This window comes from Streptomyces sp. NPDC001832 (assembly GCF_040297265.1).
In the GTDB taxonomy this organism is placed as follows: Bacteria; Actinomycetota; Actinomycetes; order Streptomycetales; family Streptomycetaceae; genus Streptomyces.
Genome location: NZ_JBEOYU010000036.1, coordinates 1 through 20,410 on the forward strand (window position 1 = coordinate 1; position 20,410 = coordinate 20,410).

Sequence of the window (20,410 nt, forward strand, 5' to 3'; positions counted from 1 at the left end):
GTTGTAGACCTTCCGCACGCAACCGAACGTGCGCGACAGCTCGGCTGCCTGCGCATCAGTCGGATAGAAGCGGTACTTGAACGCCCGCTTCACACAGCTCGTGGTCACGCTCACAAGCTAGAGGTGCTGCGAGTCAAGGTCAAACCTGCGGGTCACAGCACGACCTTTCGCCCCGGAGGCGAAACTCCGCTCCTTGCCCTGCTCCGCAGGAGTCCGTCTCCTCTCCGCCCTGGAGGGCGCAGTATCCACGGAGGAATCCGATGACCGAGTAATCGTCAAGCAAAGGCTTCAGCAGGGTAAGGGCGCCGAGCGAGTCATGCTGGTCCAGCAGGGACTCGGCCCAGCGCAGCCGCTGGACCTCCTCCGGCATCTCGCGCGTGTAGTCGCCTCCGGCGGCTGGGCCTCTCGACGCACCTCGGAACGACGTGCCCCAGCCGTTGAACGATTTGTTCCAGCACATCATCGACAACGCGGCCTTGTACCGACGCATGTTGGGCCCCCAGGGAAGTGCGCTGTTCGCCGTGCGTATGCGGAAACAGCTGACCGCCGAACTCGTCGCCTCATTCCGCGTAGGGCACCGCCCCGCCGGGTTCGATGACGTGCCGGACGAAGTGCGAGCCGCATATACGGTCGGCGCCTTGATCGGCGTGATCAGCACCTGGATCACAAAGGACGCCCCAGTCCCCGCGCCGACGATGGCCCTCGCCTTCTGGAGGCTGTGCCAGCGCTGACTTCGCAACAGCCGGCCAGGCGCGGCGACGGCGCCAGGTTGTCGAGACCGACCACCCTCGCCGCAGAGCTCGGCAGTGATCCTGGGGGCGCCGTAGGTGCCGCGGCATCGACGCGCTGGGCGCCGACCCGCTCGGCCGCACCGTGGATGCGCTCGGCCGGCCGCGGCCGGCGAGGGCCGGCGCGTGCAGTCAGCCCCAGTCGCCGTTGAGCCACGAGAACAGGCGGGCGCGCTTCTTGTAGGAGCAAGGAGCGTAGACAGTGTGGACCGTGTCGTACGCTTCGGACCCGCGCTGCAGGTCGTACCCGTAGTCGCTGGGGCCGTATTCGCCGTCGCGGTAGCCGTCCATGTCGTCGGCCCAGTCGAGGAGACCGAAGTCGAGGTCGAGGTTCTCGAGGTACCGGTTGAGGTCGGCCGGTTCTATTGGTGTGGGACGACCGTCCGCCCCGGCGGTGAGCCGCTCTTCGAGGCAGCCGTCGGAGCGCACGGGCTGGCCCAGCCACCACCCGGCCAGGAACACGGCGTACAGAGTGGTGGCGGCGCCGAGGCGGCGCAGGGTTATCCAGGCAGGCATCCGGGGAGTGTCGCACGACATGCGGCCGGCGCCCGCGTCGGCGGACACACCAGGCCACACCACCTCTTGTAGACCGATCTGCCGGTATATGTGTCCCTCGACATGCGGCCGGCGCGGTGATCGCCAGCCCCGTTCCCGGCGATGTGGCGGCAGCGAATTCGTTCGACAGGGCACGAACCAGCGCGGCAAAGTCCGTATATGAACCCGCAGCACTGGCCCCTGTACGGGCTCCGCCTCCGCACGCCTCGTCTGGAACTCCGCCTCCCGGGCCTGGAGTTGCTGGACGATCTCGCGTCGCTCGCCGCCGTCGGGGTGCACCCGCCGGCCGAGATGCCGTTCACGGTTCCCTGGACGGACGCGTCGCCCGCCGAGTGCGGCAAGGCCGTGTTCCAGCATGTGCTGGCCACCGTCGCCAACTGGTCCGCACGGGACTGGACGCTGAGCCTCGCCGTGCTGCACGAAGGCAAAGTGGTCGGGCGGCAGGACGTGGCGGCGAAGCACTTCGCCGTGATGGGTGAGGTCAGCACCGGCTCGTGGCTGGGCCTTGCCCACCAGGGGCAGGGCATCGGCACCGAGATGCGGGCCGCCGCCCTGCATCTCGCCTTCGCCGGACTCGGGGCCCGCACCGCGGTCTCGGCCGCCATGACCGACAACCCGCGCTCGCTGGGTGTCTCGCGTCGGCTCGGGTATCTGCCGGACGGGCTGGAGGTCGCCGCGGTACGAGGCGCGCCCGTCACTCTGCAGCGGCTGCGGCTGGACCGTGCCCGCTGGGAGGAGTACCGGGCCGTCGAGGTGACGGTGGAGGGACTGGAACGGTGCCGGGCGGAATTCGGAGCATGACGCTTCCGGTGCGCACCTTCGTCTGCGACGAACACGGCCGGCCGTCCGGCGACTGCGGACATCTGCCGGCCCCGTCCGGCGACCGAGAACACACCGGTCGCCGGACGGCCCCGGTCACCTCACCGCTCGGCCCAGGGAACCTGCGGCGCCCGGTAGTAGTTGACGCCGAGCGCCGAGAGCCTCGGCCCCTGCGCGCCCAGCCGTACCTTGTACGCGTCCCAGTCGTGCGTGGACGCGGGCGACCATCCCAGCTCGGCCACGCCGGGCAGCCTGGGGAACGCCATCTGTTCGATCTCGTCGCTGTTGGTCAGGGTCTCCGACCAGAGCGGCGCCTCGACGCCGAGGATGGAGCTCTCCGGGGCGCCGGACACGTACGTCGCCGGGTTCCAGTCGTAGGAGCGCTGGACGGAGACGTAACCGGCCCAGGCCAGTCCCAGCCTGGTGTCCTTGTCGTACTTCATGTCGAGATAGCTGCGGTCGGCCGGGGACAGCACCAGCTTCGTGCCGTTCACGGCGGCGTCCGCGACCTGCTTGCGCTCGGCCGCGCCGGTCCGGTCGAAGCCCCAGTACTGGGCGACCGCGCCCTTCACGGGCGTGCCCCCGGTCAGCTGGTGCCAGCCGACCACGGTCTTGCCGTACTTGCCGACGATGGCCTGCGCCTTGTCCATGAAGGCCACATAGTCCTCGTGGCTGGTCGAGTGCGCCTCGTCGCCGCCGATGTGGAGGTACTTGCCGGGGGTGAGCGCGGCCAGCTCACGGACCACGTCGTCCACGAAGTCGTACGTGACGGCCTTCGGGACGCAGAGCGAGCTGAAGCCGACGTTGGTGCCGGTGTAGAGCGGCCGCGCGACGCCGTCGCAGTTCAGCTCCGCGTACGAGGCGAGTGCCGCGTTGGTGTGGCCGGGCAGATCGATCTCCGGCACGACCTCCAGATAGCGGGAGGAGGCGTACCGGACGATCTCCTTGTAGTCGCTCTTCGTGTAGTAGCCGCCGGGTCCGCCGCCGACCTCCGTCTGTCCCCCGTAGGTGGCGAGCCGCGGCCAGGAGTCGATGGCGATCCGCCAGCCCTGGTCGTCGGAGAGATGCAGATGGAGCTTGTTCATCTTGTACAGGGCGAGCTGGTCGATGTAGCGCTTGACCTCGGCAACGGAGAAGAAGTGCCGGGAGACGTCCAGCATCGCGCTCCGGTACGCATAGCGGGGCGCGTCCTTGACCGTGCCGCCCGCGACCTTCCACGGGCCCTTCTGACGGTTGTTCTTCTCCACGTCGGCCGGGAGCAGTTGACGGAGCGTCTGGACACCGTGGAAGAGCCCTGCCGGTTTGCGTGCGGTGATGGTGACGGCGCCGGGGCTCGACTTCAGGGTGTAGCCCTCGGCGCCCGACCCACTGTCGTGGGGGTCGAGCCGGAGCCGGATGCCGTCACCGCCGCGACCGGTGACCGGCAGGGCGTACCCGGTGGACGGGCGCAGCACGCCCGCCAGGTAGTCGCCGATCTTCCGGGCCTCGCGGGAGTCGTTATCGACGCGGATCCTGGTGTCCGCGGTGATGGTGTACGGAGAACCGCCGGGCTTCGTCTCGGCGGGGGCGGGCAGTATCTGCCCGAGCGGACGGGGCGCGGCGGCGATGGCCGGGCTGCTGTTCACCGCCTGCCTTTCCGGCGCGGCGCCGACACTGGAGATACCGGCCGCTGTGACGAGCAGCAGCGAGCCGAGCAGACGGGGAAGGGCGGTGCGCTGTGTCCTGTGCAGTCTCACAAGCCGGGTCCCTTTCGATGGGTTCAAACCTGTGGATCTCCTGAGCAACGAACCATCACCATGCGTATCGCCTGCCCCACGCGCGGTCAAGGTGTAGACCACTTTGCCGTGATGCGACTGAGGGAATCCGCCCGTGGCGGAAATATTCCAGCGTGACGGAACGTGGACCTTCGACGGCGAGGCGGCGTAGATCGCGCCTGCCCGAGAGCGCAATCACACGCGCTCCTGCCCGATATCGGGCAGAATTGTTGCGTAAGCGCTCCATCCACCGCAATATCAACGAGTGCTCGAACGCCGCTCGTCGCATGACGACCTCATTGATCACCTGGTGCGCAGCACCGCGCTCCAGCGCGGTGAAGCCGCCCGGGTGGTTCTTGACGTGCTGGCGTACTTCGACGAGACGACCGAGGCCTTCGTCCGCCGCCGCCACCGCGAACTGCAGTCCGGCGGCCTGGTGAACGCGGAGATCTTCGAGCGGATCGCGGCCGAGCTGCCGCACCGGGCGGTCGCACCGCCGGAGCTCTCGCTCCGCCAGCTGCGCCGCATCGTCTACGGCTGAGCAACGGGCACCACAAGTACGTCGATGGAGGGGCAGATACTTTATGTGCGGAATCGTCGGATACATCGGGAAGCGTGATGTGGCTCCGCTGCTGCTGGAAGGGCTGCAGCGGCTGGAGTACCGGGGTTACGACTCCGCGGGCATCGTCATTACCGGCAAGGCGTCGGCCGGGAAGCCCGCCGCGCTGAAGATGGTCAAGGCGAAGGGCCGGGTCCGCGAGCTCGAGGCCCGCATTCCCAAGCGTTTCACCGGCACCACCGGTATCGCCCACACCCGTTGGGCCACCCACGGCGCTCCGAGCGACGAGAACGCGCATCCGCACCTGGACGCCGACAACAAGGTCGCCGTCGTCCACAACGGCATCATCGACAACGCCGCCGAGCTCCGTGCGAAGCTCGTCGCCGACGGTGTCGACTTCCTCTCCGAGACCGACACCGAGGTGCTGGTCCACCTGATCGCCCGCGCCCAGGCCCAGACCCTGGAGGAGAAGGTCCGCGAGGCGCTGCGCTCGGTCGAGGGCACGTACGGCATCGCCGTCATGCACGCCGACTTCAACGACCGCATCGTGGTTGCCCGCAACGGCTCCCCGGTCGTGCTCGGCATCGGCGAGAAGGAGATGTTCGTCGCCTCCGACGTCGCCGCGCTGGTCGCCCACACCCGCCAGGTCGTCACCCTCGACGACGGCGAGATGGCCACCCTCAAGGCCGACGACTTCCGTACGTACACCACGGAGGGCTCGTTCACGACGGCCACGCCGACCACCGTGGAGTGGGAGGCCGAGTCGTATGACATGGGTGGCCACGACACGTACATGCACAAGGAGATCTCCGAGCAGGCGGACGCCGTCGACCGAGTGCTCCGCGGCCGGATCGACGACCGTTTCTCCACCGTGCACCTCGGCGGTCTCAACCTGGACGCCCGCGAGGCGCGCGGGGTCCGCCGGATCAAGATCCTGGGCTGCGGCACCTCGTACCACGCGGGCCAGATCGGCGCGCAGCTGATCGAGGAGCTGGCCCGTATCCCCGCGGACGCCGAGCCCGCCTCCGAGTTCCGCTACCGCAACCCGGTCGTCGACCCCGACACCCTGTACGTCGCGGTCTCCCAGTCCGGTGAGACGTACGACGTGCTGGCCGCCGTCCAGGAGCTCAAGCGCAAGGGCGCCCGGGTGCTCGGTGTCGTCAATGTGGTGGGTTCGGCAATCGCCCGGGAGGCCGACGGCGGTACGTACGTCCACGCCGGCCCCGAGGTCTGTGTCGTCTCCACCAAGTGCTTCACGAACACGGTCGTCGCGTTCGCGCTGCTCGCCCTGCACCTGGGCCGGATCCGGGATCTGTCGGTCGCCGACGGCAAGCGGATCATCGAGGGGCTGCGCAGGTTGCCCGCCCAGATCAGCGAGATCCTGGCGAACGAGGACGAGATCAAGAAACTGGCGGCTCAGTACGCGGACGCCAAGTCGATGATGTTCATCGGCCGGGTGCGCGGCTACCCGGTCGCCCGTGAGGCCTCGCTGAAGCTCAAGGAGGTCTCGTACATCCACGCGGAGGCGTACCCCGCCTCCGAGCTGAAGCACGGGCCGCTGGCGCTGATCGAGCCCGCGATGCCCACGGTCGCGATCGTGCCGGACGACGATCTGCTGGAGAAGAACCGCGCCGCGATGGAGGAGATCAAGGCCCGCAGCGGCCGCATCCTCGCCGTCGCTCACCAGGTGCAGGAGAAGGCCGACCACACCATCGTCGTACCGAAGAACGAGAACGAGCTGGACCCGATCCTGATGGGCATCCCGCTCCAGCTCTTCGCGTACCACACGGCACTGGCCATGGGCCGTGACATCGACAAGCCGCGCAACCTGGCGAAGTCCGTCACCGTCGAGTAGGCATCCCCGCACGGGCCATGCCCGGAGCAGAACGGCCCCGTACCCACCGCCACCGCGGGTACGGGGCCGCTCCCGTGCGGGCCGCTTCCAGCGGTCCGGCGACGAACAAAGCGACGGTGGATTGCCGGTTTCCACAGGCGAGTTGACGCCATGCCGGCTGCGGGGTCCGGAACCGGTGAGGGAGCACCGCGACGCCGCTGACAATCGTGGGCGAGGTCGTCAGGGAATGACGACGACCGGGCGCTGTGCGCGCCGCGCGAGACGCCCCGCCACCGAGCCGAATACGCGGCCGGCGATGCCGTGCGTGGAGCCGACGACGATGGCGTCGGCCGAGTACTCCCGGCCGACCTCTTCCAGCTCATGGCAGATGTCCCCGCCTCGCTCGACGAGCACCCAGGGAACCTCGGAGAGGTAGTCCGCGCAGGCGAGCTCCAGGCCGAGCACCTCGGTGCGGTGGTCGGGCACATCGACGAAGACGGGCGGCTCGCAGCCTGCCCAGACCGTGGTCGGCAGCCGATTGGCGACATGGACGATGATCAGGCCGGAACCTGATCTTCGGGCCATCCCGATGGCGTATGCGAGGGCGCGCTCACTGGACGTCGAGCCGTCGAAGCCGACCACGACCCCATGCCGGAAGGCGGGGTCGCAGGAATGACGCGTTTCTTCGGCCGCCTGCGGGTCCGACGTGAAATCGGCTACCCGCTTGCGGTCGGCGGGTTCGGGGAATTCGTGACCGGCCATCGGTGTCTCGGCGAAGAGAGTCCTCGTGAGGAGAGTGACTTGGGGAAGGTGCATCAACGGGCGGTGTCGCGGTGTCCGGGAACCATCTTCCCAACCCCTTACCCCCCAGGGTACGGCGCCACTCGCCCACTGCCCAGACCGGCGCAAAGCGCGCGCGACGTTTCACGGAGCATGCCCGAGGCGGACCCGTATGGCAATGCCGGTTGCGCTGTACATCGACGCAGACGGGCCAAAACGACTCCGCTTGGTGACCAGGCGGGGCTACTTCCGTCACCTACTGCACGACGCGCCGGGACCGGAGCACCCCGGTGTGGATCACCTCCGACGCCATGCGCCGGGCCGACGGTCCACCCCAGGAGTCATGCCGCGCCCGCCCCGGCCCATCCGCCCCGCCCAAAGCCCTCCGCCCGGCCGACGGACCGATATCGGCCCGTCGGCCGGGATCAAGCTGCCCGCCGGCGCCGCCGCATCATTCCGTACGATCGGCCGTCCGACCTGCCGAGGGGGCGTAAAGAAGCGGCCTCCCCACGAGGTTGTGCGCCGGTCGACCGGCCGAATCACATATGCACAACCATCTATTTTCAGCCAACTTCATACCCCTGTCACTTCCTTGCCGAATTGGCCGATCAACCCCCTTGCCACCAGGCAGGAAGAGACCGAGCGGTACGCTTCCACCCGACGCGGACGGGCCATGAATGCGAGGCGCACTTCCCTGCACGGCCGCTGGATGAAACCCTTCGTGATCGAATGCTTCCCGCCAAGTTGCCTTGTCGACATAACGCCGGTTGCTGAACTTGTCACGACGGCACCACGGGACGCAGTAGATTCGATCTTGGGTATCGAAGACGGGGACTCATGCAGGACCGAGGGGAAAAGTGCAGGAGCGACAGGCCCGTAAGGACCAGGAAGACGCGAACACCGAGGGGGGCTTAGCGTAATGAGCCAGGACTCCGCCGCCGCAACGGAGGCTGTACGAAAGCTCAGTGGACGACGACGACGAGAAGTCGTCGCCGTACTGCTGTTCAGCGGCGGCCCCATCTTCGAGAGCTCGATCCCGCTCTCCGTGTTCGGAATCGACCGCCAGGACGCGGGAGTTCCGCGCTACCGACTCCTCGTCTGCAGCGGGGAAGAGGGGCCGCTGCGGACCACCGGGGGACTCGAACTGACCGCGCCCTACGGGCTGGAGGCGATCAGCAGGGCAGGCACCGTCGTGGTGCCCGCCTGGCGTTCGATCACCTCGCCGCCGCCCACGGAAGCGCTGGACGCGTTGCGCCGCGCCCACGAGGAAGGGGCCCGCATCGTCGGGCTGTGCACCGGCGCGTTCGTGCTCGCCGCCGCCGGTCTGCTGGACAGCCGTCCGGCGACCACTCACTGGATGTACGCACCGACGCTGGCCAAGCGCTATCCGTCGGTCCATGTCGATCCGCGTGAGCTCTTCGTCGACGACGGCGATGTGCTCACCTCCGCAGGGACAGCGGCCGGGATCGATCTCTGTCTGCACATAGTCCGCACGGACCACGGCACGGAGGCCGCCGGGGCACTGGCCCGCCGGCTCGTCGTGCCGCCACGGCGCAGTGGCGGTCAGGAGCGCTACCTCGACAGGTCTTTACCTGAGGAGATCGGCTCCGACCCGCTCGCCGAGGTCGTGGCCTGGGCCCTGGAGCATCTCCACGAGCAGTTCGACGTGGAGACGCTGGCCGCGCGCGCCTACATGAGCAGGCGGACCTTCGACCGGAGGTTCCGCTCGCTCACCGGCAGCGCACCGCTCCAGTGGCTGATCACCCAGCGGGTGCTGCAGGCGCAGCGACTACTGGAGACGTCCGAGTACTCGGTCGACGAGGTCGCCGGCCGCTGCGGCTTCCGCTCGCCGGTCGCGCTGCGCGGGCACTTCCGGCGCCAGCTGGGCTCCTCCCCCGCCGCGTACCGGGCCGCCTACCGGGCCCGCCGCCCGCAGGGCGGTGGCGCGGAGGCGGCCGCCGCGGCGACCGAGCCGATCGTGCCCGCGCAGGGCCCCTCGGCGGGCCGGCGGGCCGCGGCTGCGACCACCCCACCGGACCCGCATGTCGTCACGTCCGCGACGGCCGGGGCGGGGCAGCCGGAGCACGGGAAACCGGGCCCCGACGCGTACTCCACCGGGCGCCCGGCCCTGCCGGGCCAACGGAGTGCGCCGTAGGCTGGGGACCATGAACGACCGCATGGTGTGGATCGACTGCGAGATGACCGGGCTCTCGTTGACGGAAGACGCACTCATCGAGGTGGCCGCACTGGTCACCGACTCGGAGTTGAACGTGCTCGGCGAAGGGGTGGACATCGTGATCCGCCCGCCGGACGCGGCCCTGGAGACGATGCCCGAGGTGGTGCGCCAGATGCACACCGCCTCGGGTCTCCTCGACGAGCTGGCCCAGGGCACCACACTGGCCGACGCCGAGGCCCAGATGCTGGCCTACGTCCGCGAGCATGTGAAGGAGCCCGGCAAGGCCCCGCTCTGCGGGAACTCGGTCTCCACCGACCGTGGCTTCCTGGCACGGGACATGTCGGCCCTGGAGGGGTACCTCCACTACCGGATCGTCGATGTGTCCTCGGTAAAGGAGCTGGCGCGCCGCTGGTACCCGAGGGCGTACTTCAACAGTCCGGCCAAGAACGGCAACCACCGGGCGCTCGCGGACATCCGTGACTCCATCACGGAGCTGCGTTACTACCGCGAGGCGATCTTCGTACCGCAGCCCGGGCCGGACTCGGAGCGCGCCAAGGCGATCGCAGCGCGTGTCGCGCCGCCCACGCCGTAGGACGTTGCGAAGCCGCTGGTCATGGGCCTTTCAGAGCCCGGGATCAGCGGCTGGACAACTGGGGCGCGAGCACCCGCCCGGACCCTGTACACTTTTCCTCGGCCGGTCAGAAAAAGACCGGGCATGGTGGGTATAGCTCAGATGGTAGAGCACCTGGTTGTGGTCCAGGATGTCGCGGGTTCGAGTCCCGTTACTCACCCTGAATGATCAAGGCCTGGCCTGTGAAAACGGGTCAGGCCTTCTTCATGTCCCCGGACTTGGGAACATGGCGGGAACATCGAGGAACGGACCCGCGAGGACTACCACCGAGACATCCGCATCCACCTGTCCCTGCTCCGGCACACCGAGACGTGCCCGGCCGGGTACAGCCTCCAGCCGCCGCCGGGTGATCCTGACGCCCTGGTCTGCCGCCGGACTACTCCGTCCGGCCCGGATCCCGCGCCGTCGTCGAGCCCTACTGCGGCCGGTCTCCCACCGGACCGCCGCCGCTCATGAACCAAACCGCCCCTGTTCCGGCTGCGGCCGGAACAGGGGCGGTTTCGTCACGCCGCTTCATGACTCCGCGCTGAAGAGGTCAGCGGACGTCGAACGAGTGGGTGTTCCAGTTGTTGGTGACGCTACAGCCGACAACTCGGGCGTAGGCGGGGGCGCTGGTGGTGCCAGGGTTCAAGCACAGGTTGTGGGCCTGGTTCTTGAGCTGGTACCGGTTGGCCTTGCTGGATGCCTCCATGCTGAAGATCTGCTCGTCCCAGCGGGCGTCACACGGACGCTGCTGGAGAGCTTCGGAGGCGCCCCCGCCCACCGCGGTGACGCACATGTCGCTGTTGAGGTTGCGCAGCAGGAAGGTGCTGCTGGTGACCGGGTCGATGGCCCACTTCTGAGACAAGTTGTCAGTGTCGACCTCGTACTGGATCTGGGCGCCGCCGACCGTCGAGGTGCCGGCGACGCCGAGGACGTAGCCGCTCTGCCAGTTGCGGACCTTGGTGCCGCTCAACGGCCCGGTCGCGTCGGCGGTGCCCACCCCGAGTACGGTCGCACTAAGTGCTACGGCGACCATGACGCCCGCAGATCGAATGCGCATGAAGGACTCCTTCACTCCAAGCGGTCACATTCCGTGCCCGATTGATTGCGTAGCGTATAGCGCCGGTTCGGAGGTCCCCCGCCAACGCACCGCAACGGTGGGGGTGACTCGACTCGCCCGATCAGGCAGTCCTGAGCAGTGACAATGATTTACGCCCCCTGTTCCGGCTACGGGGCGCTTTCGTGCGTCCGGGCGGACGGCGCTACTTTCGAATCACGCCCTGGTCGAACGCCGAGGGCGGTGGCGCCGGTGAAGGCCTGGCGTCCGCGTCGCTCACCGCCGCCGCGCCGCCGGTGAAGTCGGCGAGTGCCCGCCCGTGTTCGACGCGTCCGGGGTGCGGGTCGGTCGCGACCCGGCGGGTCAGTTCGGCGACCTTCAGCGGCAGATCCGAGGCGAGCAGCACCGCGTTGCCGAAGCGGCGGCCGCGCCACACGGTCGGGTCGGCGGCGAGCGCCAGTTCGGGGAAGACCGTGGCCGCGGTGGCGATCTGGCCGCGCAGATGGGTCAGCGGCGGGCCGTCCGCGAGGTTGGCCACATAGCTCCCGCCGGGTTTCAGGACCCGGCGCACCTCGGCGAGGAACTCGGTGCTGGTGAGGTGTGCGGGGGTACGGGCTCCGCTGAAGACATCGGCGATGACGAGATCCGCCCAGCCGTCCTGGATCTTCCCGAGCCCGGCGCGCGCATCGGTGGCGCGGACCCGGATCCTGGCCTGCGGGTCCAGCGGCAGCTCCCGGCGGACCAGTTGGACGAGTGCGGCGTCCGACTCGACGATCTGCTGGGTGGAGCGGGGCCGGGTCGCGGCGATGTAGCGGGCGAGAGTGAAGGCGCCGCCGCCCAGGTGCACCACGTGCAGCGGCTGCCCAGGGGGTGCGACGAGGTCGGCGATGTGGCCGATCCTTCGCTGGTACTCGAAGGACAGATGGGTGGGGTCGTCGAGGTCCACATGGGACTGGGGGGCGCCGTCGAGTGTCAGCGTCCAGGCGCGCCGGCGCTCCCGATCGGGCACCAGCTCGGCGAGACCGCCGTCCACCGGTTCGGCGAGGGGCTCCGTCCTGCGCCCGGCGCCGCCGCGACCGGTCCCGCGTTCGGTGCTGCCGTCGGCCTTGCGGTCGGATCGCCTACGGGCGCCCGCACCTGCGCTCGACGCTCCTCGACGTGCCACTGCTGCTCGTGCCTGCTCACTGCATCGCTCCGGGCCGGTACGGAACCGGCCGTGCCGGGGAAACCCGGCCACCGGCCCATTATGGGCGCGCCGACGGGGAGCCTGCGGTCAGCGGCAGTTGTCGGCCGCCTCGATCAGCCGGGCCGCCTGGTCGAGAGCGGCCCGCAGCACGGCCGGGTCGGTGACCGGGGCGTCCCCCTCGGGCGGCAGCAGCCAGCCGCTGCCGGTGACGGGCGGCTCGGCGGGGATGCGCAGCCCGCGGCCATCGGTCCGCGTACAGGCGCTGCCCGGTACGTCCCATGCCTCGGCGGTCCCCGGGGGGACCAGGAAGCCGAGGGTGTCGCAGGCGCCGTCGTGCAGGACCGGGCCGACGTCCTGATCGGCGTCACGGCGCAGGATGTCCACGGCCTCCAGGCCCTGGCGGGCCGGGACGGTCACCAGATCACAGGGTTCGCCCCGGTAGCCCTCCGTGGGCGCCGTGGCGTCCCTTGCGGCCGGGGGCGCCGCGGTCGTCCGCGAGCCGGTCTCCGTACCGAGATGCAACAAGGGACCTCTCCTCTCATCGCCGGGCGGAGCCGGATTTCCGTCTCCGCATGGACCAACGCGCCGACTGCGTCAAGGGCTACGGTGCCACGCCGCCGCAAAGGGTGGCAGTTCATGGCGGATCGCGGGTGAGTTACCCCTTTTGTAGGTAAACGCCAAGTGTGTGGCCGGTCGCAGCCGGTACGTTCTTGCTCCGCCGGGACGCCGGAAGCAGGAGCCCGGCTGCACCAGAGAGGGCTCAGCCATGGTGTCGACAGGGCCAGTTCCCAACCTCGCCTTCCGGCGGCTGCGCGGACCGCGCTCCGCCGGGGAGTTCGCTGCCGCGGTACGCAGGTCCGCCCGCGAGATCGGCGAGCAGGTCGCGTGCGACGCCCGGTACATCGGACGCGTGGAGTCCGGCGAGATCCGCTGCCCCAACTACGCGTACGAACGGGTCTTCCTGCACATGTTCCCCGGCACCACCCTGGCGGACCTGGGCTTCTCACCGCGCGAATCCGTGCGCGGCCGGGGGGCATGGACCACTGCCGAAACTTCACCGCCCCCCACGCTCCACAGCGACACCGACGAGGAGAGCGACGTGCTGCGTCGCGTATTCATGACAAGCGGCACCACCGCGATGGCGGCCGCAACCCTGGGCCTCGGCCTCGACGGCACATCAGCTGCCGCCGCCCTGCCCGACCGGCACCGGGTCGGAGAGGCCGAGGTGAGCGCCGTCGAGAAAGCAGTACGGCAGATCCGGCTGCTCGACGACCGGCACGGCGGTGACGGCCTGTACCGCAGGGCGTCCCAGCCGCTGCGGGCGGCGTACGCGCTGCTCGACTCCGGAACCCCCACCAGGCACTCCACGGCCGACCGGCTGCATGCCGGGGCGGGCGAACTGGCCATCTCGGTGGGCTGGCTGGCCCATGACTCGGGTCGGTTCGAGGACGCCCGCTCGCACTACGCGGAGGCGCTGGCCACGGCGCGGGTGTCGGGTGACGCGGCGCTGGAGGCACATGCGTTCTGCAACACGTCGTTCCTGGCCAGGGACACGGGGCGGCCCCGCGAGTCCGTACGCGCCGCCGAAGCCGGGCAGCGGGCGGCGCAGCCGCTGGGCTCGCCGCGGCTGCTGGCGCTGCTCGCGCTGCGGGAGGCGGGGGGCCGGGCGGGACTCGGGGACCGTACGGGCTGCGAACGGGCGATCGGCCGGGCGCACACCGCGTTCGAACGCGGTCCGTCCGACGCCGATCCGGAGTGGATGACCTTCTTCCGGGAGGCGGAGCTGGAGATGCTGGAGGCGCAGTGCTGGTCGGCGCTGGGCGACTGGTCGCGGGCGGCCCGCCACGCGCTGCGGGCGACGCGGCTCCAGGACCCGCACTTCACCCGGAACCTGGCGCTGTATCGGGCCGAGCTGACCCAGGACCTGGCCCGCGCGGGCCGGGCCGCGGAGGCGGCGACGGCGGGCCACCAGGTGCTGGACCTGCTGGATCGCGTCCAGTCGTCCCGCATCCGGGCGATGCTGGCGGCGGCGGCGGAGGTACTGGCGCCGCAGCGGGGTGCGGCGGAGGTACGGGGGTTCCTGGAAAGGCACGCGGAGGTCTCGAAGCCGGGAGCGTAGGTCTTCGTCGAACGGCCCGAATTCCACGCACCCCGCACCACGTGACCGGTTCCGTCCTCGCACCACGTGACCGGTTCCGTCCTGCGGGCGGACGACGCTGCTCTCGGAACACGCCCTACCGGTCCAAGTGGCCCGTGTCGTTCCAGCGTTCCATCGCGGGCGCCCCGTACGCCCACCCCGGCACCGACAGCGACGTCGGATCGAGCCGGATGCGCGTGAGAATGACATGCCCTCACCAACCTCGCCCGAGCCACCGTACCTGGCGCCATGACGGCTCTCCCTGAGATCTGAGGCCGGAGACCGAGATATCGGATCATCCGAATTTCCCATCGTCTCGCACGCGTTCGAGGCAACCTCCAGGGTCGGACAGGCGTCACTCTCTGCGCGGAGAAATCTGTACGCGCGGGGCATCCGAGAAGAACCCCGGGGGAATCGCAGCCGATCTGCACCGTACGGTTGAACGCCCGCCGCCGGTCACATGAACACATGATGGAGAGCTTCCGGATGCAGCCTGCCAGCACCGCGTACGTGCCGCGCCCGCGGCCCCGTTGGTGGACCGAACTGCCGCTGCTGGCCGTGGTGTACGCAGCCTACTTGGCGGGCCGGCTGGTGGCGCGCGGCGACGTGTCCACGGCCGTCGACCACGGTCTGCGCATCCTGCACCTGGAGAAGACGCTCCACATCAACTTCGAGCACCCGCTCAACCGGCTGCTGACCGCCCACCCTTCGATAGGCATACCCGCCGACTTCGTGTACGCGTCCCTGCACTATCTGGTCACCCCGGCCGTTCTGATCTGGCTCTTCCGCCGCCGCCAGGCCCTGTACCGCAAAGCCCGCACCTGGCTGATGACCTCCACACTGCTCGGTCTGATCGGCTTCGCGCTGATACCGACCTGCCCACCCCGGCTGCTCCACGCCAGTTACGGCTTCGTCGACACGATGGCGCAGTACAGCTCGTACGGCTGGTGGGGCACCGAGGCGAGTGCCCCGCGCGGCATGGGCGGATTGACGAACCAGTACGCGGCGATGCCGAGCCTGCACGTCGGCTGGGCGCTCTGGTGCGGAATCCTGCTGTGGCGTCACGGCCGCCACCCGCTCCTACGGGCCGCGGGCGTCGTGTACCCCCTGGTCACCACGCTCGTGGTGATGGGCACGGCCAACCACTACTTCCTCGACGCGGTCGCGGGCGCTGCCTTGATGGGCGTCGGAGCCCTGCTGGCCGGACCGGTGATGCGTATCACCGACCAGGTCAGGGACCGGCTCGCAGACCGCTTCCCACGGTTCGCCGGGGCCGCGAAGTCCCCGATTGTCAGTGCCGGATGCGAGACTTCGGCGGGTGAGCGAATCCCTGGCCAGCGGACCACCTCCGCAGACTCCACCGATGCCGCAGCACCGGCCGAAGCAGACGCCTCGGCCGGTCGCGCACCCCGGGCCGACACCGTTGCCCCCGCAAGGGCGGGAGCAACGGAGGACGACACTCCGGCAGCGGCTCGCTGAGCTGCGGGGCCCGGCTGTCGCACCGCGTCCGCTGGATGCCCGTGCGCTGGCCGCCCTCGCCGCCAACCCCGGCTGCCGACGCCGCGCCCTGCTGGACGGCGCCGGGGTGGACAAGGCCGCACTGGCCACGGCGCTCGGTTCACCGGCGCCCTTCGGCCAGTCGCAGTTCGCTTTCGTCCGGGGCAACGCCTTCGAGGCCAAGGTCAAGGCCGACGGCGGTACGGAGCTGATGCGGCTGCTGTACGAGCGCCTCGGCGCCGGCGCCGAGGCGCCGCGCGAGGTCCTGGTGCCCGATCTGACCGCGGCCGGCCCCGAGGGCCGCGCGGCGCGTACGGCGCTGGCGCTGCGGGAGGCGACCGAGGCGGGCGGCTGGGCGCTGCTGGACCACCCGATGCTGGCCCTGGAGGTGGCGGGCTCCCCCGCCTATCTGGAGCCGGACGCGGTGGCGGTCCACCCCGACGGCACCTGGACGGTCGTCGAGATCAAGTCCTTCCCCGTGATCGACGGCTCGGCCGACGCGGCGAAGGTCGGCGCGGCGGCCCGGCAGTCCGCCGTCTACGTACTGGCGCTGGAGCGGATCGCGGAGCTGACCGAGGGCGCGGAGGTCGGCGACCGGGTGCTGCTGGTCTGCCCGAAGGACTTCTCCAATCTGCCGACCGCCTCGGTCGTCGACGTACGCAAGCAGCGTGCGGTCACCCGGCGCCAGCTGACCAGGCTGACCCGGATCGAGGACATCGCGGCGACCCTGCCCGAGGGCACCACCTTCGATCCGGAGTGCTCCCGGCAGCAGCTCGACGCCGCGGTGGAATCGGTCGCCGCGGCGTATGCCCCGGAGTGCCTCGCCGCTTGTGAACTGGCCTTCCACTGCCGGGCACAGGCCCGCGCGGCCGGTGCGGTGGAGGCGCTGGGGCGGAGCGTGCGGGGCGAGCTCGGCGGGCTGACGACGGTGGGTGCGGTGCTGGCCGCCGCCGCGGGCAAGGAGGGCGACCCGGCGGATCCGACGGTCGCCGCCCTGCGGCGTGCGGCGGCGCTGCGGGCCGAGGCACTGGAGGGCAGTGCGGCATGTCGCTGATCAGCACCCTGGCCCGGCTGGAGGCTGTGGAGAGCGGCCGGGCGCAACCGATGACGACGGTCCGGCACCGCCATCTCACCGACCGGCCGCTCGTCCTGGTGCCGTTGACCACCGCCGGTGAGGCGGGCGCCCCGCTGGGCGCGCTCGTCGGGACCGACCGGGAGGCGCCCCGGCTGCTGACGGTTTCGCAGCCACGCGACCGGGATCTGCGGTTCGCGTTCCTTGCGGAGCTGGCCGAGGCGGTGCTGCCGCACATCGAGGCGTACGAGGATGTCGTCGAGCCCGCCGAGCGCAATGAGACCGATCCGGGGACCGGGAAGAAGGTCAAGGTCGAGGTCGAACTGTGCACGGACGCACCGCAGTTGATCGTGCCGAGCCGGGCGGGCATCGATTTCGTACGGCTGCTCGGGCGCTCCATGCGGTTCCGGCGCACGGCAGAGGACGACCCCGACGCCCCGTATCCCGCCCCCGCCCGCGTCCCGCTGCTGGGCCGCTGGCTGACGCACTACGGGGAGCGGGCCAGGGTGCCTGGCTCCTCGCTGCTGCTGGCCATGACGGATCTGCTGAACCGGCACTGGGCGACCGGGCAGAGCAGCCTGGAGGATCAGCATCTGGGCGCACTGCTGGCGTGGGTCGACGCCCCGGCGGGTGGGTCCGGGGCATCGGCGGCACTCCGTGCGGAGCTGGAGCGCGACGGCGAGCGCCAGCTGCTGTGCCCGCCGGCCGGTCCGGCCACGGACCCGGCGTTCGACAACCATCTGCTGGCGCCCGCCATCGAGAAGTACGACCGGGCGCGCACCTCGCTCGCTGCGGCCGAGGACGGTCTCGCGGCCGATGCCCGGCTCGCTGAACTGACCTCCGCCGAGCGGGAGATCAGGGCTCTGCTGGCCGGGGTGATGCGGCCGACCTGGGATGCGGTGTGGCGGGGGCTCGATCTATTGAAGGAACTGCCCGAGGGGTCTCGGGCCGAGGACCGCTGGACGAGGGACCGCTGGTCGTTCACCGGTCACCGGGACCGGGTGCGGTCCGGTGAGCCGCCGCAGCCGCGCCGGGACGACGCGGTGACGGCAGCTCAGAAGCTGGCCTCGCGCGAGACGGCGCAGGCCCAGCTGGAGGCACAGGAGGCGCTGGACGATCCGCTGGTGCTGGCCGGCCGGCGGCTGGCCGGTGAGGCGTTCGTCGGCGACGTGACGGAGGTGGCGATGGCGTACAGCGAGTCGAAGCGCCCGTCGCCGCGCCCGCTGGTCACGGTCCGCACGGACGAGCACCCGCATCTCGGCGAGCGCACCAAGGTGTACCGCTCGCTGGACGGAAAGCCGCAGACCGCCGAGTTCGTGGAGTACGCCGCGGAGCCGGAGGACGGGTCCGCGCCGCTGCTGGTGCTGCGGATCATCGACCGGATGGGCCGGAGCAAGGAGCCGGCCCCGGGTTCGGTGCCCGAGCCGGGCGACCGGATCGCCTGGACGCTGTTCGAGCACGATCAGCGCGGCGGCCCGAAGCTGCCGGACCCCGAGGAGACGCCCTGGACGCACGGCGGCCCGCCGGGCGCGGCCGGTGAGCGCACCGAGCATCCCGATCCCGTGACCGCGGAGGACCTTCTGTGACGGCCGTATCCGACCCGGGCGCCCAGGCCGCGCGGGCCACCGACGCGATCCTCGCCGACACCCTGAGCGGTACGTCCCGCGGCATCGTCGTGGACTCCCCGCCGGGCGCGGGCAAGTCGACGCTCGTGGTGCGTGCGGCACTCGAACTCGCTGCGGCCGGGCACCCGTTGATGGTGGTCGCGCAGACCAATGCCCAGGTCGACGACCTGGTGGTGCGGCTGGCCGAGAAGGAACCGGGGCTGCCCGTCGGCCGGTTGCACAGCAATGACTCCGACCCGTACGACAAGGTGCTGGACGGCCTGGCCAATGTACGGAAGTCGGCCAAGGCCTCGGACCTCGCCGGACTCGATGTCGTCATCTCGACGGCGGCCAAGTGGGCGCATGTGAAGAACGTCGAGCCGTGGGGCCACGCGATCGTCGACGAGGCGTACCAGATGCGTTCGGATGCGCTGCTGGCCGTCGCGGGTCTCTTCGAGCGGGCGCTGTTCGTCGGCGATCCGGGCCAGTTGGACCCGTTCTCGATCGTCGGCGCGGAGCAGTGGGCGGGGCTGTCGTACGACCCGTCCGCGAGCGCGGTCTCCACGCTCCTCGCGCACAATCCCCAGCTGCCGCAGCACCGGTTGCCGGTATCGTGGCGGTTGCCCGCCTCCGCCGCGCCGCTCGTCTCGGACGCGTTCTACCCGTACACCCCGTTCCGCAGCGGTACGGACCACGGCGACCGGCAGCTGTCGTTCGGCGTCGCGTCCGACGGGTCGGCCCCGGACCGGGTGCTGGACGAGGCCGCGGAGTCTGGCTGGGGCCTGCTCGAACTCCCGGCCCGGCGCACCCCGCGCACCGACCCGGAGGCGGTACGGGCGGTGGCCCTGGTCGTCCGCCGGCTCCTCGACCGGGGTGGCGTGGCGACGAGCGAGCGCTCCGCGGATCCGGCTCCGGTGACGGCGGACCGGGTCGCGGTCGGCACCGCCCATCGCGACCAGGCTGCGGCGGTACGGGCGGCGCTCGCGAAGCTGGGTGTGACGGGCGTGGCGGTGGACACGGCGAACCGGCTCCAGGGCCGCGAGTTCGATGTGACGGTGGTCCTGCATCCGCTGTCCGGCCGCCCGGACGCCACGGCTTTCCATCTGGAGACGGGCCGGCTGTGCGTCCTGGCCTCGCGCCACCGGCATGCGTGCATCGTGGTGTGCCGGGCGGGCGTCGCGGAGCTGCTGGACGAGCACCCGTCGACGGAGCCGGTGCAGCTGGGGGTCACGATGAAGTTCCCCGACGGCTGGGAGGCGAACCACGCGGTGCTCACGCATCTGGCGGAGCACCGGGTGCGGTGGAAGGCGTGACGGCGGCCGGTCCCGGCAGGTCGCGGGCCCGGTTCCGGGCGTCCGCGAAGCCCCCTTGCGCAGCGTTGGACAATGGAGGGTGGCCGTCGGGCCCACCGAAGGAGGAAACACCACATGGCACAACCCGAGCGGAACGAGCGGCGGCTGCGTCCCGCGCCGCTGCTCTTCGAGCCGTCGGCGGCAGTCGCCGATCCTGAGCACTTCTTCGACCTGGAGTCGATGGAGGATCCGAGGGAGATGCTGTCCCGCGCCACCGAGCTGACCCTGGCGTTCCGTGCCGCGACCGACCGGGCGGCCGAGTTCCAGGCGATCGCCGCCGCCCAGCTCGCCGATCCGCGCCGGTTCGACCGGCTGACGACCGCGGACATCGCGCAGCGTGCGGAGTGGACCGAGGACTACGCCAAGAAGATGGTCGAGTTCGGCCGGAGTCTGCTGGGCGGATCCGCTCCCTGACCGCCGTGCCGGCCCCCTGCCGACACCGTCCCGATCATCGCGCCGGGCCTGCCACCGGCCCCGGCCCGCCGTCGCACCGGACCATCCGGACCGCCCGTCCACGCCAAGTCCTGACACCTGGGACAACCAGTGGCATATGCCCGGGCGCAAGATACTCCCACGCACCCCAACCTGTCCCGGTTTCCGGCAACTCTCGGAATCCACTTGATCACT

At 70.5% G+C, this 20,410-nt stretch carries 19 protein-coding genes, 1 tRNA gene and 1 pseudogene; 13 read left to right on the forward strand and 8 right to left on the reverse strand.

The features are described from left to right. Positions 1-114, reverse strand: a 114-nt coding sequence (locus ABT115_RS23650; RefSeq protein WP_351793355.1) for a helix-turn-helix domain-containing protein, incomplete at its 3' end; no start/stop codon positions are given. Positions 115-425: 311 nt separating this feature from the next. Between ABT115_RS23650 and ABT115_RS23655 the strand changes: the two genes are divergently transcribed. After that, positions 426-731 carry a TetR-like C-terminal domain-containing protein gene (locus ABT115_RS23655; protein WP_351793236.1) on the forward strand — a complete coding sequence of 102 codons (306 nt, stop codon included), beginning with the start codon at positions 426-428 and terminating at the stop codon, positions 729-731. A 189-nt stretch (positions 732-920) separates the two neighbouring features. Here the strand turns inward: ABT115_RS23655 and ABT115_RS23660 are convergent, their stop codons facing one another. Next, positions 921-1,304 (reverse strand): hypothetical protein, encoded by a 384-nt coding sequence (locus ABT115_RS23660; protein WP_351793238.1) that lies wholly within the window; start codon positions 1,302-1,304, stop codon positions 921-923. Positions 1,305-1,502: 198 nt separating this feature from the next. Between ABT115_RS23660 and ABT115_RS23665 the strand changes: the two genes are divergently transcribed. Next, positions 1,503-2,144 (forward strand): GNAT family N-acetyltransferase, encoded by a 642-nt coding sequence (locus tag ABT115_RS23665; protein WP_351793241.1) that lies wholly within the window; start codon positions 1,503-1,505, stop codon positions 2,142-2,144. 119 nt (positions 2,145-2,263) lie between these two features. On the opposite strand, the gene ABT115_RS23670 is transcribed toward ABT115_RS23665, so the two are convergent. Beyond that, positions 2,264-3,898 (reverse strand): beta-N-acetylhexosaminidase, encoded by a 1,635-nt coding sequence (locus tag ABT115_RS23670; RefSeq protein ID WP_351793243.1) that lies wholly within the window; start codon positions 3,896-3,898, stop codon positions 2,264-2,266. A gap of 283 nt (positions 3,899-4,181) precedes the next feature. Here ABT115_RS23670 and ABT115_RS23675 point away from each other — a divergent pair, with 283 nt between their 5' ends. Both ABT115_RS23675 and glmS read left to right on the forward strand, forming a co-directional pair. Beyond that, the gene (locus ABT115_RS23675; RefSeq protein ID WP_351793246.1) at positions 4,182-4,457 is read left to right on the forward strand and encodes a hypothetical protein; all 276 of its coding nucleotides are present in this window, start codon (positions 4,182-4,184) and stop codon (positions 4,455-4,457) included. A gap of 43 nt (positions 4,458-4,500) precedes the next feature. After that, positions 4,501-6,330 (forward strand): glutamine--fructose-6-phosphate transaminase (isomerizing), encoded by a 1,830-nt coding sequence (gene glmS, locus ABT115_RS23680; RefSeq protein ID WP_351793248.1) that lies wholly within the window; start codon positions 4,501-4,503, stop codon positions 6,328-6,330. A gap of 219 nt (positions 6,331-6,549) precedes the next feature. Here glmS and ABT115_RS23685 read toward each other — a convergent pair whose 3' ends face one another. Next, positions 6,550-7,071, reverse strand: coding sequence for a universal stress protein (locus ABT115_RS23685; RefSeq protein WP_351793357.1), 522 nt, complete (start codon positions 7,069-7,071; stop codon positions 6,550-6,552). A 937-nt stretch (positions 7,072-8,008) separates the two neighbouring features. Between ABT115_RS23685 and ABT115_RS23690 the strand changes: the two genes are divergently transcribed. The 3 genes from ABT115_RS23690 to ABT115_RS23700 all read left to right on the forward strand — a co-directional run bounded on the left by ABT115_RS23690 (position 8,009) and on the right by ABT115_RS23700 (position 10,056). Continuing rightward, positions 8,009-9,244, forward strand: a complete 1,236-nt coding sequence (locus ABT115_RS23690) for a helix-turn-helix domain-containing protein (RefSeq protein ID WP_351793250.1) — start codon at positions 8,009-8,011, stop codon at positions 9,242-9,244. Positions 9,245-9,254: 10 nt separating this feature from the next. Further along, positions 9,255-9,857, forward strand: a complete 603-nt coding sequence (gene orn, locus ABT115_RS23695; protein WP_351793252.1) for an oligoribonuclease — start codon at positions 9,255-9,257, stop codon at positions 9,855-9,857. 126 nt (positions 9,858-9,983) lie between these two features. Continuing rightward, positions 9,984-10,056: transfer RNA gene (locus ABT115_RS23700), tRNA-His, on the forward strand. A gap of 375 nt (positions 10,057-10,431) precedes the next feature. Here ABT115_RS23700 and ABT115_RS23705 read toward each other — a convergent pair. The 3 genes from ABT115_RS23705 to ABT115_RS23715 all read right to left on the reverse strand — a co-directional run bounded on the left by ABT115_RS23705 (position 10,432) and on the right by ABT115_RS23715 (position 12,646). After that, a complete protein-coding gene (locus ABT115_RS23705; protein ID WP_351793254.1) occupies positions 10,432-10,938 on the reverse strand; it encodes an RICIN domain-containing protein in 507 nt (168 codons plus the stop codon). Positions 10,939-11,140: 202 nt separating this feature from the next. Then, entirely contained in the window at positions 11,141-12,100 is a 960-nt protein-coding gene (locus tag ABT115_RS23710; RefSeq protein ID WP_351793359.1) for a spermidine synthase, read from the reverse strand. A 108-nt stretch (positions 12,101-12,208) separates the two neighbouring features. Next, complete coding sequence (locus ABT115_RS23715; protein ID WP_351793256.1) at positions 12,209-12,646, reverse strand: hypothetical protein; 438 nt, start codon at positions 12,644-12,646, stop codon at positions 12,209-12,211. Between the two features lie 241 nt (positions 12,647-12,887). Between ABT115_RS23715 and ABT115_RS23720 the strand changes: the two genes are divergently transcribed. After that, entirely contained in the window at positions 12,888-14,240 is a 1,353-nt protein-coding gene (locus ABT115_RS23720; protein ID WP_351793258.1) for an NsdA family TPR-like regulatory protein, read from the forward strand. Between the two features lie 115 nt (positions 14,241-14,355). On the opposite strand, the pseudogene ABT115_RS23725 reads toward ABT115_RS23720, so the two are convergent. Next, positions 14,356-14,546, reverse strand: a pseudogene (locus ABT115_RS23725) (histidine phosphatase family protein); the annotation flags it as partial. 198 nt (positions 14,547-14,744) lie between these two features. Between ABT115_RS23725 and ABT115_RS23730 the strand changes: the two are divergent. The 5 genes from ABT115_RS23730 (at position 14,745) to ABT115_RS23750 (ending at position 20,197) form a co-directional block, all read left to right on the forward strand. Further along, on the forward strand, positions 14,745-15,737 hold the full coding sequence (locus ABT115_RS23730) for a phosphatase PAP2 family protein (protein ID WP_502969149.1): 993 nt from the start codon (positions 14,745-14,747) through the stop codon (positions 15,735-15,737). Continuing rightward, positions 15,622-16,809, forward strand: a complete 1,188-nt coding sequence (locus ABT115_RS23735; protein WP_351793261.1) for a hypothetical protein — start codon at positions 15,622-15,624, stop codon at positions 16,807-16,809. The genes ABT115_RS23730 and ABT115_RS23735 overlap by 116 nt, the downstream gene beginning before the upstream one ends. After that, positions 16,800-18,413 (forward strand): hypothetical protein, encoded by a 1,614-nt coding sequence (locus ABT115_RS23740; protein ID WP_351793263.1) that lies wholly within the window; start codon positions 16,800-16,802, stop codon positions 18,411-18,413. Before ABT115_RS23735 ends, ABT115_RS23740 begins: the two co-directional genes overlap by 10 nt. Then, a complete protein-coding gene (locus ABT115_RS23745; protein WP_351793266.1) occupies positions 18,410-19,744 on the forward strand; it encodes an AAA domain-containing protein in 1,335 nt (444 codons plus the stop codon). The genes ABT115_RS23740 and ABT115_RS23745 overlap by 4 nt, the downstream gene beginning before the upstream one ends. A gap of 114 nt (positions 19,745-19,858) precedes the next feature. Beyond that, a complete protein-coding gene (locus tag ABT115_RS23750) occupies positions 19,859-20,197 on the forward strand; it encodes a DUF8844 domain-containing protein (RefSeq protein WP_351793269.1) in 339 nt (112 codons plus the stop codon). Positions 20,198-20,410 lie beyond the last annotated feature (213 nt).

Excerpts from the sequence above, each read along its gene's own strand:
- ABT115_RS23730 (WP_502969149.1), top strand. The coding sequence starts at position 14,745 with ATGCAGCCTGCCAGCACCGCGTACGTGCCGCGCCCGCGGCCCCGTTGG.
- ABT115_RS23665 (WP_351793241.1), top strand. The coding sequence starts at position 1,503 with ATGAACCCGCAGCACTGGCCCCTGTACGGGCTCCGCCTCCGCACGCCT.
- ABT115_RS23720 (WP_351793258.1), top strand. The coding sequence starts at position 12,888 with ATGGTGTCGACAGGGCCAGTTCCCAACCTCGCCTTCCGGCGGCTGCGC.
- ABT115_RS23750 (WP_351793269.1), top strand. The coding sequence starts at position 19,859 with ATGGCACAACCCGAGCGGAACGAGCGGCGGCTGCGTCCCGCGCCGCTG.
- ABT115_RS23705 (WP_351793254.1), bottom strand. The coding sequence starts at position 10,938 with ATGCGCATTCGATCTGCGGGCGTCATGGTCGCCGTAGCACTTAGTGCG.
- ABT115_RS23660 (WP_351793238.1), bottom strand. The coding sequence starts at position 1,304 with ATGCCTGCCTGGATAACCCTGCGCCGCCTCGGCGCCGCCACCACTCTG.
- ABT115_RS23740 (WP_351793263.1), top strand. The coding sequence starts at position 16,800 with ATGTCGCTGATCAGCACCCTGGCCCGGCTGGAGGCTGTGGAGAGCGGC.
- ABT115_RS23735 (WP_351793261.1), top strand. The coding sequence starts at position 15,622 with ATGCCGCAGCACCGGCCGAAGCAGACGCCTCGGCCGGTCGCGCACCCC.
- ABT115_RS23685 (WP_351793357.1), bottom strand. The coding sequence starts at position 7,071 with ATGGCCGGTCACGAATTCCCCGAACCCGCCGACCGCAAGCGGGTAGCC.
- ABT115_RS23690 (WP_351793250.1), top strand. The coding sequence starts at position 8,009 with ATGAGCCAGGACTCCGCCGCCGCAACGGAGGCTGTACGAAAGCTCAGT.
- orn (WP_351793252.1), top strand. The coding sequence starts at position 9,255 with ATGAACGACCGCATGGTGTGGATCGACTGCGAGATGACCGGGCTCTCG.
- glmS (WP_351793248.1), top strand. The coding sequence starts at position 4,501 with ATGTGCGGAATCGTCGGATACATCGGGAAGCGTGATGTGGCTCCGCTG.